This window comes from Pseudomonas sp. 3A(2025), from assembly GCF_054589175.1.
Genome location: NZ_BAAILM010000039.1, coordinates 41,117 through 55,045, shown reverse-complemented (window position 1 = coordinate 55,045; position 13,929 = coordinate 41,117). Strand labels below are relative to the sequence as shown.

The 13,929-nt window shown below is 61.4% G+C and carries 11 protein-coding genes; 1 reads left to right on the top strand and 10 read right to left on the bottom strand.

Annotated features, from left to right (window positions below; all coding sequences use genetic code 11):
- Positions 1-92: 92 nt before the first annotated feature.
- From urtD to ACYP2A_RS15840, 10 genes are all read right to left on the bottom strand, one after another.
- The gene (gene urtD / locus ACYP2A_RS15885; protein WP_459746410.1) at positions 93-956 is read right to left on the bottom strand and encodes an urea ABC transporter ATP-binding protein UrtD; all 864 of its coding nucleotides are present in this window, start codon (positions 954-956) and stop codon (positions 93-95) included.
- Entirely contained in the window at positions 953-2,032 is a 1,080-nt protein-coding gene (urtC, locus tag ACYP2A_RS15880; RefSeq protein WP_459746409.1) for an urea ABC transporter permease subunit UrtC, read from the bottom strand. Before urtC ends, urtD begins: the two co-directional genes overlap by 4 nt.
- On the bottom strand, positions 2,032-3,540 hold the full coding sequence (urtB, locus tag ACYP2A_RS15875; protein ID WP_459746407.1) for an urea ABC transporter permease subunit UrtB: 1,509 nt from the start codon (positions 3,538-3,540) through the stop codon (positions 2,032-2,034). Before urtB ends, urtC begins: the two co-directional genes overlap by 1 nt.
- Positions 3,541-3,635: 95 nt before the next feature.
- Positions 3,636-4,901 (bottom strand): urea ABC transporter substrate-binding protein, encoded by a 1,266-nt coding sequence (urtA, locus tag ACYP2A_RS15870; protein ID WP_459746405.1) that lies wholly within the window; start codon positions 4,899-4,901, stop codon positions 3,636-3,638.
- Between the two features lie 193 nt (positions 4,902-5,094).
- Positions 5,095-8,535, bottom strand: a complete 3,441-nt coding sequence (locus ACYP2A_RS15865; protein ID WP_459746403.1) for a dermonecrotic toxin domain-containing protein — start codon at positions 8,533-8,535, stop codon at positions 5,095-5,097.
- Positions 8,536-8,779: 244 nt separating this feature from the next.
- Complete coding sequence (locus ACYP2A_RS15860) at positions 8,780-10,153, bottom strand: PepSY-associated TM helix domain-containing protein (RefSeq protein WP_459746401.1); 1,374 nt, start codon at positions 10,151-10,153, stop codon at positions 8,780-8,782.
- Positions 10,154-10,289: 136 nt separating this feature from the next.
- Complete coding sequence (locus ACYP2A_RS15855; protein WP_459746399.1) at positions 10,290-10,748, bottom strand: DUF2946 domain-containing protein; 459 nt, start codon at positions 10,746-10,748, stop codon at positions 10,290-10,292.
- Positions 10,749-10,761: 13 nt separating this feature from the next.
- A complete protein-coding gene (locus ACYP2A_RS15850) occupies positions 10,762-11,238 on the bottom strand; it encodes a copper chaperone PCu(A)C (protein ID WP_459746397.1) in 477 nt (158 codons plus the stop codon).
- Between the two features lie 78 nt (positions 11,239-11,316).
- A complete protein-coding gene (locus ACYP2A_RS15845; RefSeq protein ID WP_459746395.1) occupies positions 11,317-12,309 on the bottom strand; it encodes an MsnO8 family LLM class oxidoreductase in 993 nt (330 codons plus the stop codon).
- 110 nt (positions 12,310-12,419) lie between these two features.
- Positions 12,420-13,136: a cobalt-precorrin-6A reductase gene (locus ACYP2A_RS15840; protein WP_459746394.1), complete on the bottom strand. Its 717-nt coding sequence runs from the start codon at positions 13,134-13,136 to the stop codon at positions 12,420-12,422.
- 103 nt (positions 13,137-13,239) lie between these two features.
- Here ACYP2A_RS15840 and ACYP2A_RS15835 point away from each other — a divergent pair.
- On the top strand, positions 13,240-13,929 hold a 690-nt coding region (locus ACYP2A_RS15835; RefSeq protein WP_459746392.1), incomplete at its 3' end, for an RNA-guided endonuclease InsQ/TnpB family protein.

Below are 13,929 nucleotides of genomic sequence, written 5' to 3'. Positions count from 1 at the left end.
AAGCTTCAAGCGGCAAGCTTCAAGCGAAAGCAGATTTGTGGTGTACGCAGCATTGCTTGCAGCTTGAGGCTTGCCGCATGTAGCTGGCCGCATCAGCGGCCCAGGTAAACCTCGATCACGCGTTCGTCGGCCTGGACGTCGGCCAGCGAGCCCTCGGCCAGTACGCTGCCCTGGTGCAGCACCGTCACGTGGTCGGCAATCGAGCCGACAAAGCCCATGTCGTGCTCGACCACCATCAGCGAGTGCTTGCCGGCCAGGCCCTTGAACAGCTCGGCGGTGAATTCGGTTTCGGCATCGGTCATGCCCGCCACCGGTTCGTCGAGCAGCAGCAGTTGCGGGTCCTGGACCAGCAGCATGCCGATCTCCAGAAACTGCTTCTGGCCGTGCGACAGCAAACCTGCCGGCCGGTCGCGCGAGGTGTTCAGGCGGATGGTGTCCAGCACTTCATCGATGCGTGTCTGCTGCTCGCCGTTGAGTTTTGCCCGCAGGCTGGCCCACACCGACTTGTCGGTCTTGAGCGCCAGCTCCAGGTTCTCGAATACGCTCAGCGCCTCGAACACCGTGGGCTTCTGGAACTTGCGGCCGATGCCCGACTGGGCAATCTGCACTTCGCTGAGGCGCGTCAGGTCCAGGGTTTCACCGAACCAGGCTTCGCCGTGGCTGGGCCGGGTCTTGCCGGTGATGACGTCCATCAGCGTGGTCTTGCCCGCGCCGTTGGGGCCGATGATGCAGCGCAGCTCACCCACGCCGATGTACAGGTTGAGGTTATTGAGTGCCTTGAAACCGTCGAAGCTGACGCTGATGTCTTCCAGCGTCAGGATCGTGCCGTGGCGGGTGTTCAGGCCCTTGCCGGCGCTGCGCCCAAGGCCGAGCGCATCGCGGCTGGTGCCGGCGTCGCTGTTAGGGTCGAGCACAGGCTCCAGCATGAGGGCCGGTGATGGCGTCGGGGCTATCATGATTCGCTCCTTTTCTTCAGCAGGCCGATCACGCCCTTGGGCAGGTACAGGGTCACGACGATGAACAGCGCGCCGAGGAAGAACAGCCAGTATTCGGGGAAGGCCACGGTGAACCAGCTCTTCATGCCGTTGACCACACCGGCACCGAGCAGCGGGCCGATCAGCGTGCCGCGCCCGCCGAGAGCGACCCAGACGGCGGCTTCGATGGAGTTGGTCGGCGACATTTCGCTGGGGTTGATGATGCCGACCTGGGGCACGTACAACGCGCCGGCCAGGCCGCACAGCACCGCGCTCAGCACCCAGACGAACAGCTTGAAGCCGCGCGGGTCGTAGCCGCAGAACATCAGGCGGTTTTCCGCATCGCGCAGCGCGGTCAGTACCCGACCGAATTTGCTCTGCGCCAGGCGCCAGCCCAGGTACAGGCTGGCCACCAGCAACAGCACCGTGGCCAGGAACAGCACGGCACGGGTGCCCTGACTGCTGATCGAAAAGCCCAGAATGCTGCGGAAGTTGGTGAAACCGTTATTGCCGCCAAAACCGGTCTCGTTGCGGAAAAACAGCAACATGGCGGCGAAGGTCAGCGCCTGGGTCATGATCGAGAAGTACACGCCCTTGATCCGCGAGCGGAAGGCGAAGAAACCGAACACCAGCGCCAGCAAACCGGGCGCCAGCACCACCAGGCACATGGCCCAGAGGAAGTTGTCGGTGCCGGCCCAGTACCACGGCAGCTCGGTCCACGACAGAAAGGTCATGAACGCCGGCAGGCCGTCGCCGGCCGCTTCGCGCATCAGGTACATGCCCATCGCATAGCCACCCAGGGCAAAGAACAGCCCGTGGCCCAGCGACAGCAGCCCGGCGTAGCCCCAGACCAGATCCAGGGCCAGTGCGACAATGGCGTAGCAAAGGATCTTGCCGACCAGGGTCAGGGTGTAGGCCGACACTTGCAGCGGATTGTCGGCCGGCAGCAACGACAGCAGTGGCATGGCAATCAGGATGGCCAGCACGATGATGCCAACCGCCAGGGTCACTCGCGGGCCTGCTTTTTGCGTTGCAGTCAGTAGTAGTGGCTGGCTCATCAGTCGATCACCCGTCCTTTCAGTGCGAAGAGGCCTTGCGGGCGCTTCTGGATAAACAGAATGATCAGCCCAAGGATCAGAATCTTGCCCAGTACGGCGCCGATCTGTGGCTCGAGAATCTTGTTGGCGATGCCCAGCCCGAAGGCTGCCAGCACGCTACCGGCCAGTTGCCCGACACCGCCGAGCACCACCACCAGGAACGAGTCGATGATGTAGCTCTGGCCCAGGTCAGGCCCGACGTTGCCGATCTGGCTGAGGGCCACGCCACCCAGGCCTGCGATGCCGGAACCGAGCCCGAAAGCCATCATGTCGATACGCCCGGTCGGCACGCCGCAGCAGGCGGCCATGTTGCGGTTCTGGGTCACGGCGCGCACGTTCAGGCCCAGACGGGTCTTGTTCAGCAGCGCCCAGGTGAGCGCCACCACCAGCAGGGCGAAGACGATGATCGCGATGCGGTTGTACGGCAGCACCAGATTGGGCAGTACCTGAAAGCCGCCGGACAGCCAGCCGGGGTTGGCGACCTCGACGTTCTGCGCGCCGAAGATCAGGCGCACGGCCTGGATCAGCATCAGGCTGATACCCCAGGTGGCGAGCAGGGTTTCCAGCGGGCGGCCATACAAATGGCGGATCACTGTGCGTTCCAGCGCCATGCCGATCAGGGCGGTGACGAAAAACGCCACCGGCAGCGCGACCAGCGGGTAATACGCCAGCACATCGGGGACGTAACGCTGCATCAGCACTTGCACCATGTAGGTGGTGTAGGCGCCGATCATCAGCATCTCGCCGTGGGCCATGTTGATCACCCCGAGCAAGCCGAAGGTGATCGCCAGGCCCAGGGCGGCCAGTAGCAGGATCGAACCCAGCGACAGACCGGTGAAGGCCTGGCCCAGGATTTCGCCCATCAGCAGCTTGCGCTTGACCTGCGCCAGGCTGGTTTGCGCGGCAATCCGCACGCTGGCGTCCGGCTCGACGCCGGGCTCAAGCAGGCTTTCAAGGCGGGTGCGAGCCAGCGGGTCGCCGGTTTCACCGAGCAGGCGCACGGCGGCCAGACGCACGGTGGGGCTGCTGTCGGTCAGTTGCAGGTTGGCCAGCGCCAGGGTCAGGGCGTCATGGACTTTACTGTCGGTTTCACTGGCCACGCGCTGGCTCAGTACGTCGAGTTGCGCGGGGCGAGCGTTGCGTTGCAGGTGCTGCGCGGCGGCCAGGCGTACGCCTGGATCAGTAGCCAGCAGTTGATGGCTGGCCAGCGCGGTCTCGACCAGGCCGCGCAGACGGTTATTCAGGCGCAGTTTGCGCGGTTCTTCATTACTGATCTGGATCTCACGGCCATCGCGCAGCGCTTCGAGCAAGGCTACGCGTTCAGGCAGCGGCTTTGCCGCCCAGCTTTCGAGCAGCGCGGCCTGCTCCGCGGAACCGGCGGCAACGAACTCGCTGGCGTCGTCGGCGTGAGCCGCGATGGGCAGCAGCAGGGTAAACATCAGGATCAAGCGGTAAACAATAGTGGGCATGGCGAGTGGCCTGTGTTGCGGCGATCTGGAGGTGCTGCATAGTCCCGTCGGACCGATTTCGGTCGGTCCGGCGGGATCATCAAAAACGCCGCTTCTTAGTTGCTCTTCACCGCATGGTCGGGCTTCTTGTCGTTACCCGGAATGTACGGGCTCCACGGCTGGGCGCGGATCGGCTCTTTGGTCTGCCACACGACGTTGAACTGGCCGTTGTCCTCGACCTCGCCGATCATTACCGGCTTGTGCAGGTGGTGGTTGGTCTTGTCCATGATCAGGGTAAAGCCCGACGGCGCGGCGAAAGTCTGGCCGGCCATGGCTTCACGCACTTTGTCGACGTCGGTCGACTTGGCTTTCTCGACCGCTTGCGCCCACATATGAATGCCCACGTAGGTGGCTTCCATCGGGTCGTTGGTCACTGCCTTGTCGGCGCCCGGCAGGTTTTTCTTCTTGGCGTAGGCTTGCCAGTCGGCCACGAACTTCTTGTTGACCGGGTTCTCGACCGACTGGAAGTAGTTCCAGGCTGCCAGGTGACCGACCAGTGGCTTGGTATCGATGCCACGCAGTTCTTCTTCGCCCACCGAGAAGGCGACCACCGGTACGTCGGTGGCTTTCAGGCCCTGGTTGGCCAGCTCTTTGTAGAACGGCACGTTGGAGTCGCCGTTGACGGTGGAGATGACCGCCGTCTTGCCGCCCGCCGAGAACTTCTTGATGTTGGCGACGATGGTCTGGTAATCGCTGTGGCCGAACGGGGTGTAAACCTCTTCGATGTCGCTGTCCTTCACGCCTTTGGAGTGCAGGAAGGCGCGCAGAATCTTGTTGGTGGTGCGCGGGTAGACGTAGTCGGTGCCCAGCAGGAAGTAGCGCTTGGCCGCGCCGCCGTCTTCGCTCATCAGGTACTCGACCGCAGGAATGGCCTGCTGGTTAGGCGCGGCGCCGGTGTAGAACACGTTCGGCGACATCTCTTCGCCTTCGTACTGCACCGGGTAGAACAGCAGGCCGTTGAGTTCTTCGAACACCGGCAGCACCGATTTACGCGACACCGACGTCCAGCAGCCGAACACCACGTCGACCTTGTCCTGGGTCAGCAGTTGACGGCTTTTTTCTGCGAACAGCGGCCAGTTCGACGCAGGGTCGACGATCACCGCCTCCAGTTGCTTGCCATTGACGCCGCCCTTGGCGTTGATTTCCTCGATGGTCATCAAGGCCATGTCCTTGAGCGAGGTTTCGGAAATGGCCATGGTCCCCGACAGCGAATGCAGAATGCCGACCTTGATGGTCTCGGCGGCCTGCAGAGTCCAGCTCATGCCCATCGCGGCGATGGAGGCGGACAGGGTAAACGCTTTGATCAGACTGCGACGCTTCATTGGGACGGCTCCGTTTTTCGAATTATCGAGGGCGAATCATTTTCCTGGAAAAACACAAAGCAAAGGCTGTGCCTAGCCGCGCAAAAGCCTCAAGTGTGGGAGTCATGGAGTCTTTCTGGCCTGACCGGTCGCACCACGCTGGCACTGTTGCAAGACAGGGTGCGAACGGGTGCCCCTTGATGGTGCGCCTGGCTCAGATCAGGTGCTCAGGGGCACCGGAGAACAGGTCGAACCACTGTGATGCCAGTTGTTGCGGGGCCGAGAAATAGGCGTACCACTGTTGTTCCACTTCACGAATGGCCAACAGTTGCAGCGGTGTGTCGGGCGCTATGGCCACATGGTCACCCAGAAACGTGGTGAACAGGTTTTTCTTGGGAATACAGGCATCGAAAATCATATAGATCGGCAGCGTGTCAGGGTTGGCATGTTGGGTGATGATCGGGTCGACGCTCCATAACGTGGCATTGACCCTGTTAAGAGAGGCTGATTGCACACCGTGATCGGCGAACAGGCCACCCAGGTTGTCTTGCAGGCGCTGCAGGCCGGCGCGGCTGATATTGGTGGCGCGATAGGCTTGCTCGCTGCAGGCGTGCAGGCGGTAGAAGTCATTCAGGAAAAGCTTCAGTTCGGCACTCTGGCGCTGGCTGCGCAGCAGGCTGTTGAAAGGGGATGAACCACCTTCGCAATAGTCGGTGATGTGTGTCAGGTCTTCTGTATTGGAACTGCGGGCAAGGGCCATGTACCTCGCCTCGAAGTCAGTCCGCTCTTGGGCACTCAGTTCGTTCAAGGTTTTCGGCCAGCTTTGCACCAGTGCGTCGAGCCGGCTGCCGGCGATCCGCATGGCCTGGGTCTGAGCCGCCGCCGAGTTGTAGATGAAGCGCTTCCACAGCCCTTGGCTGTCACGCAGACCAAACTCACCATAATGGAGCAACTTGCCAGGGTGGAACGGGTCCTGGCGGTAGAGGCGACAATGGCCAAACAGGTTGAAGCGGTTCCTGAAAAAGAACGTTTGCCGGTCGACTTGCACGGCATTGAATTTGCTGGCTGCGGCTTCCAAAGGTTTGCCGGGTTCGATCAGGCGCGGCGCGCCGGCGGGGGAGAGCAGGTAGCCGATGTGTTCATTGCCATCCGGGCCGATTCGCCTGACCAGCGCGGGGGCAGGGTTGTCGGGCCGAATCGGTGTCGGTAGCTGCTCGGGCAAGGTCAGTCGGCCAACCTCAGCCACCACCAGATAGCCCAGAGCATTGAGCAACTCTTTGGCGGCGCCCTTGTAATCATCCTGGTCGATCAGGTGAAAGCCTTCCCAGGCGCAGAACAGCGTCGCACCCAGTGCCAGCGGGATCACCATGGGCGCAGGCAGAAAGAACAGGGCCACGTCCAGTGCCAGGTGCGCCAGAGCCTGCGGGCTGCCGCTGTCGTTAACCCGCATCTGTTGCCAGTGCTGGCGTGCATTGGTTTGAATGTGATCTATGCAGGTGTGGTAATTGTCGCTCAGGCAATCGGTACTCGGCTGGCTGAAACTGACCAGGCTCCAGAGGACCGCCGGCAATGGCAGCGGGTTGGCCAGAAAACGGAACACACCCGGCAGACGGTAGGGCCGCAGTTGCGTATCGAGCGCGATATTGCCCAGGACCACCGCACGTTTGTGTTCAGGTAACTGAAGCAATAAGTACTGGGTATAGGCTGCCTGAGTCAGGAAATTACGTTGCATGGCCTCCTGTGAGGAAAACCAGCGAAACATCACGCCGTCCGGTGCGTTCAAGGTGCAGAGCACCAAGGGTTTGCGTGCATCGCTGTCGCTGGGCTGGATCAGCAGGATGTTGCTCAGGGTGGCATTGTCTATCCGCAGAAAGCGCACCTGGATGCTGTTGCCGTTGACGGACGCGCGAGTGCTGGACACGGGGTTCTCGAGCACGGCTTCAATCCATTCAAGGCCGGTAGGGGCAAACGACTCGCTCTTGGCAACCAGCAGACCCTGGCGCATTTGTGCGCGGATCAAACGGCCAGATTTTTCCTTCAGGGTGGTCGCGTAGTCGCCGCTTTTCAGGCGCGTGTCCAGAAAACGCTCGAAAGCCCCATCGGTGTCCATGCGGGCAAACAAATCGTGAAGCGTTTTATGACCCAGAGCCGGAATCGGTTGCCCGTTGAGCGCGTCGGTTGCCAGGATATCCTCGGCCTGGGACAAGGCCAGCTTGGCCTGCGCATTGAGGCCCAATGTGCTCAAGGTGTAAGACTCGGTCCCTGGCGTCCGGACACCGAGCGTAGTGGGCGAAGGAAAGGTCGTATCGACAGTGAGGGTCAGCCTGATCCGTGAGGCGGGCACGGTGATCTTGTTGCGCGCCAGGCACTCGTTGATCAAATCGTCCGTGTATTGCTGGATAAAGGCTGTGCTATCGAGCTGATCGCCTTGCTCATGGGTCAGGCTGTGGATCTCGACAATCGAGGTGGCGCAGGTCTTGGCCGCTTCTAGCCATTGTTGGCGTTGCGGCCTCGGCATCGCCTGCCACCAGGCGGGCATTCGGGCCTGGACGATGCTTTTTTCATTGCGCTCCAGGGCCAGATAATTGTCGAACTGATGACGTGGATCGAGCACTTGCAGCAGCAGGTCGTTGAAGCTCCGGGCGTCCAGTGCCTGATTGCGCGCAGTCTCTACGGCGTAGATGAAGTCAGCCTGTTGCTTGGCAATTTGCTGCTGCAACTGATGCATCAGGAAATTGCCGTTCAAGGATTCAAAGCGCCACGCAGTGACCGCTGGCAAAGGCGTGGTCGAGGGCAACCAGCGCAACTCGGTGTTGCACCACAGCCCTTTGTGTTCCTCTGGATCGGCGAGCCGCCGGTTCAGCGATTCGCTCAGCCTGGCAAAGGATTCGAATCCTTCCACGCCGGTAGTGGGTGTGTAGAGCACCACCGGCCCAAGGCGTGCATCTTCAGTATGGGGCGTACCGGAGCAGGCTGCATGACTGAGTACAAAACAACCGGCAAAGGCCAGAGCGTGCTCCGGCGTTGCCAGGGTCAGGTTGTAAACACCGTGCATTTTCAGGCGCTGGTCGTCGTTTGCCAGGCTGTAGCCCAGCATGTTACGCAGCATGCTGGCCTGGGTTGTGCTCAGGCGACCCTGCTCGGTCCAGACCTGGGCTTCGGCGTACAAGACCTTGGCGCGCTCTTCGATGAACCGTGTCTGACGGCTCTTGCCCTGAGGATCGAGGATGGTCCAATAGTCGGCCAGCGATTGTTGATAGGCAGACGCAAAGCCTGCGCTGAAAGCTGTGTAGAGCGCGATGATTTGCGCCCGGTCGAGTGACAAGGCCCGGTTGTTTTCGCCCACGGCTGTGGGTGTTGTAAACCAGCTCAGGTCGTTTTCGTCAGTCAGTTTCAAGGTATCGAGAAAGTGCTCAAGCAGACTGTCGAACAGGTTGATCGAGCGTATCAGGCGATAGCTATACAACGGCGGGTCCGATTCCACCGTTTCGGCCTGGCGTGTTTCATAGAGGTTAAGCCAGGTAGTATTGAAATTCAGGGTCAGGCCCGGATGCCGTTCCTGAACGAGCCTGTTCAGGGTCAGTTCGACGATGTCGGGCAGCCATGACGGGAATATCGTGGGCACTGGAGGCTGAGAGAGGATCGCTGTATTCATTGCAAGGCTCATGGTTGCAGAAGGTTGCAAACCATGTAGTCATGCAGTTCAAGAGGCTGCTATCAGCCCGTGCCGTTGCCTGTATGCGGCCTTGTTGACTGAGGCTGTAGGAGAATGGCCCGAGTGGTCACGCCAGCGTGCGTCGCTCATGAGGGCCGGCTGAGAAAGGAACGGGGCCTGAAACGTGTCGAGTGAGGAATTCATCACAAAACCGCTCGTCGGCTTCAGGCCCCGTTGTTGCAATTTAAGCTGCCGCCGCCGTTTTGGCAAAGCGTGAAAGAACGATTCGATCAAATACCCACACAACAATCAGCGAGGCGCCGACCAGCGGAAAGATAATCGCCAGAGCAAGCATGACCAGCATCGCGGTTTTCCAGCGCGGCAGGTCGTGGCGCAACGGTGGTACACCCAACCCACCCTCGGGCCTGCGCTTCCACCAGATCACCAGGCCGCTGGCCGAGCCGAGCAGAATCATCAGGCACACCAGCAGCATCAACAGCTGGTTAAGCCAGCCGAAAAATTTACCTTCGTGCAGCATCACGCTCATCTCGGTGGCCCTGGAGACCAGGCTGTAATGCTCCCAGCCGACCTTGGCGAGCACCTTGCCGCTGTACTGATCGATGTGCAGCGTGGCGTCGTTGCGCGGGTCGTCGGCGAACACCGAGACGGTGAACACGCCTTCGGCGGTTTTGGGCGCGGTAATGCTGTAGCCGGGTTCGATGCCGTATTGCGTGGCGATATCGACCACTTGTTGCAGGCTCACCTGCGGCGCGGCCGGTCCCCTGGACGGGCCATGCGAGTGCATGTGTTCGGCATGTTCGCCCGACGACTGCGGCAGCGGGGTGTTTTCCAGCGCCCAGGGCACGGTCTGCGCGCTGGCAGTATTGAGTGTGCCGGCCAGTTGCGTCGAGCGCGGCACCTCATTCCACATGGCCACCGGAAAGGTGTTCCACAGGTCGGCGTATTGCTTGCCCCAAAAGCCGGTCCAGGTCATGCCGCTGAGCAACATGAACAGCAATAGCAGGGAGCCCCAGAAGCCGGTCACCGCGTGCAGGTCGCGCCACAGCACCCGGCCGCGCCGCGACAGCCGAGGCCAGAGCACGCCCGCCGGGTTGCTGCCGCGCGGCCACCACAGGTACAGCCCGGAAATCACCAGCATGATGCCCCAGCCGGCAGCCAGTTCGATCAGCCGGTCGCCGACCTTGCCGATCATTAACTCGCCGTGCAGGGCGCGGGCGATGGCTTGCAGGTTGTTCTGCGCATCCTGGCTGCCCAGCAGCGTGCCGCTGTAGGGGTTGACGAAGACGTTCAGTTCGCGGCCCTGATCACGGATCACAAACTGCGCGCTGCCCTCGGCATCGACGGGCGGGAAGTACTTGCTCACCGTAGCCTGCGGCCAGGCATGCAGCACATGCTGTTGCAGCATGTCGGCACTGTGGCGCTGATCGCCGGCCTCTACGTGCAGCAGGTCACGGTACATCAGGGTGTCCAGTTGCGGCTTGAACAGGTAAATAATCCCGGTCACGGCCAGCAGGATCATGAAGGGCGCGACGAACAGCCCGGCATAGAAGTGCCAGCGCCAGGCCAGGTTATAAAACGATGGTCGGGTGGTTTTCATGGCAGGCACTCGTGGTCGAGGGCCGAAACGTACGCGGCGCAAGGCCTGCGCACAGTGGAGGCGAGAGAAGGGTTCATGCTTGTATTCCGTCCAGCAGTCAGGATCGCGCAGCCTCAAGGCTGCGTGGGTTAGCGGATCAAGACAGCGTCAGGAACGGCGGCGCCCGGCTCAGGGCGTTGAGGAATACGGTGTGCCGCGCATGGCCGTCGCGGGTCAGGGCGGTATAAAAGTCGGAGGGCTTGGGCGGCGTGACGGCCACCAGCGTCAGCACTTGCGGCAGGGCCGGGCAGCCGAACAGCAGGGTGCAATAGCCGCACTTGGCCCACAGGGCATGGTCCATGTCGGCGCTTGCAGAAGAAGCTTTGGCGGTGGCATGCCCGGCATGAGCGCTGTCGTGATGGCTGTGATCACCGTCCATTTCCATGCCAGCATGCTGCGCGGCGGGCATGGGCATACCGGCGTGATGCTCCATCGGCATCGACTGGGAAATCAGTGGGCCGATAAAGATCATCAACATGGCGAACAGGCTTAGCCACGTGCCTCGCGAATGACGAGGCCGGACCAGGCCTGCACGGCTTGGGCGCAGGGCGCTCACGGCAAGCGTTTACTCAATGGTTGTGCTGGGGTTCTTGAGTGGATTCCGGGGGCTGCTTTTGTACCATGACCTGTACGGGCACAGCGCCTGCTTTTGCAAAATGCAGAATCAGCTCAAAGCGCTGGCCATCGACCAGTTGCGAGCGGTCTTTAAGGTCCAGCAACATCACATGGTAGGCCATCGGTGCAAAACTTACCCGGCCATTAGCTGGCACTTCGACACTCTGCACCTGACGCATCTTCATCAGGCCGTCGACCTGCACATGCTCATGCAACTGGGCAGCGCCTGCGACCGGGCTGTCGACGCTGAGCAAGCGGTCGGCTTCACCTTTATTGTCGATGACGAAATATGCTGCCACCGCCGGCGCATTGGGCGGCAGTTGCATCGACCACGGGTGCTCGATCAGCAGGCTGCCGGCCTTGTATTCGTGGGCATGGGCGAACAGCGCAGGCAGCATGAGTGCGGCCAGTAGCAGGGCTTTTTTGAGCATGGCAGGCTCCATGGCCTGAGGATGAGTGCGTCATTTAGCCTGAATGGGGTGGCGATGTAAAAAGACAAGGTGTCGCGCTTACTTCGAGCTCAACAACCGATAACTCTCCAGCCGCGTCTCGAACGCATACGTCACGGTGACGATCCCAATCTCCTGTGTACCGAACTGTTCGGCCAGTTCAAGAATCTGCCGGCGGCAACTCGCAGGCGAGCCCACCACCATATTGCCCAGCGTCTGATCGAACCCGGCCTTCTGACCCGGCGACATGTCCCGGTAAATCTGCGCCACCTCTTCGGGGCTGCGCAACGGCTGTTGCGGGCGTTGGCCGCTGGACAGTTTGCGGTACGCCGCCGTGCCGGCAATGAAGCGCGCCTGTTCATCGGTTTCGGCGCAGATCACCGCCAGGGCCAGCAAGCGTGGCGGTTGCTGAGTATGAGCGCAGGCTTGAGCATGATGATCGAAGATCACCGGGTCGCAGGTTTCGGGTGCAATAAACCGGGCCAGCGCCAGGCCCATGCCCAGTTGTCCGGCCAGGTATGCGCTGGCGCCGCTGGAGCCCAGCATCCATAGCGAGGGCCGGGTCTGGTCGTCGACCGGGCAGTGCAGGGCGGCGAACGGGTGGCTGGCCGGCAGGTTGCCGCGCAGATAGCCGCACAGTTCGGTGGCCTGTCGGGCGAAGTCTTCGCCATGGCCGGGTACGCCTGAGGCCAGCGCCCGCGAACTGAGATGTCCGCCGCCCGGCGCCCGGCCGATGCCCAGGTCGATGCGGCCGGGGAACAGGCTGCCCAGCAGGGCAAAGGTCTCGGCGACCTTGAACGGGCTGTAGTGACTGAGCATGACGCCACCGCTGCCGACCCTGATCGTGTGCGTGGCACTGGCGATACGAGTCAGCAAAATCTCCGGCGCGGGGCAGGCGAACTGGATGCTGTCGTGGTGTTCGGCCAGCCAGTAGCGGTAATACCCCCAGCCTTCGCAGGCCATGGCCAATTCCACCGAGGACTGCGGCGCGGCCAGCGCAGGGCGGTCACCGTGTACGGGCGTCTGGTCTATCACGGTCAGGCGTAAGGCCACGGGACGAGTTCCTGTCGGGCGGGAGGTGGAGGGCGATGATAGCGTTTGCCGGGCAGGCATCGCAGAGGCATTGGCAAAAGTGCAAGCGATTCTGTGGAAAGTCCCTGGTCCTACGCGTTTAACGCCTCCAGCACCGCCGCCACGCTGTCCAGTTCGCGGTCCACTTTCGGTAGTTCAGGCCGCTTGAGGATCAGCACCGGTATGCCGCGCTCTCGGGCCACTTGCAGTTTGGGTTCGGTGGACTGGCTGCCGCTGTTCTTGCTGATCAGCACATCGATGCCGCGTTGTTCGAATAACGTCCGCTCAGCGTCGAGATGAAACGGCCCGCGTGCGGCGATCACTTCACAGCGCTGGTTGCCCGCAACGCTGTCCAGCGCACGCAAGGTCCAGAATTGCTGCGGCGGGATTTCATCCAGGTGCTGCATCGGCTCACGGCCCAAAGTGAACAACGGCCGGCTAAACGGCGCCAAGGCCTCGATCAGACCGGCCCAGTCCGCGACCTCGCGCCAGTCATCGTCAGGGCCTGGCTGCCAGGCCGGGCGGCGCAAGGCCCAGCAAGGCACGCCGCTGAGCTGTGCGGCGCTGGCCGCGTTATGGCTCATCTGCGCGGCATACGGGTGGGTGGCGTCCAGCAACAGGTCGATGCCTTGTTCAGCGATAAAGCGCGCCAGTCCCTCGGCGCCGCCATAACCGCCGACGCGCACTTGGCAGGTCAGGTCGGTCGGCACCCGGCCGACCCCGGCCAGGCTATAGATGTGCTCAGGCCCAAGGGTGCGGGCGATGGCCAGCGCCTCGGTGACGCCACCGAGCAGCAGAATACGTTTCATCCAGATTGCTCCGAGAAACCCCTTCCTTCAGGTGGGGGAGGAAAGGAGCGCGGCGTAGCCGCACAGGCTGTACATAAACACAGCTTTATGGCACTGTCCACCGATGAGCAAGCGCGCCTATAAATTCAGGTTTTATCCCACTTCAGAGCAGGAACTGCTGCTGGAGAAAACCTTTGGCTGTGTACGCTACGTCTACAATTACATCTTGGATTTTCGCTCCAAAGCTTACGCCGAAGACAAGACGAACATTGGCTTTACTGGCGCTAATGCGGCATTGACCCAATTGAAGAAGGATCCAGAGAAGGCATGGCTCAACGAGGTCTCCTGCGTTCCTCTGCAGCAGGTGCTTCGCCACCAGCAAAAGGGTTTCACTAATTTCTTCGAAAAGCGTTGCGGATACCCTTCATTCAAAAAGAAACACCATCGTCAGTCCGCCGAGTTCACGCGCAGCGCCTTCAAGTATGTCGACGGCAAGCTTTTCATTGCGAAAAGCAAGGTGCCCCTTGATATTCGCTGGAGCCGAGGCGTTCCGGGTGAGCCTTCCACCGTCACGGTTTCAAAAGACAGGTCTGGTCGTTATTTCGTGTCCCTGCTGTGTGACTTTGAGCCCGAAAAACTCACGGTTTCGCCAAACATGATCGGCATTGATCTGGGTATCACGGATCTGTTCACCCGGTGCGATGGGCAGAAAGAGCCCAATCCAAAGCACACGGCCAAATACGCCGCCAGGCTAGCGCTGCTACAGCGCCGATTGGCCCGGAAGAAGCTCGGCTCAGCCAATCGCCTGAAAGCC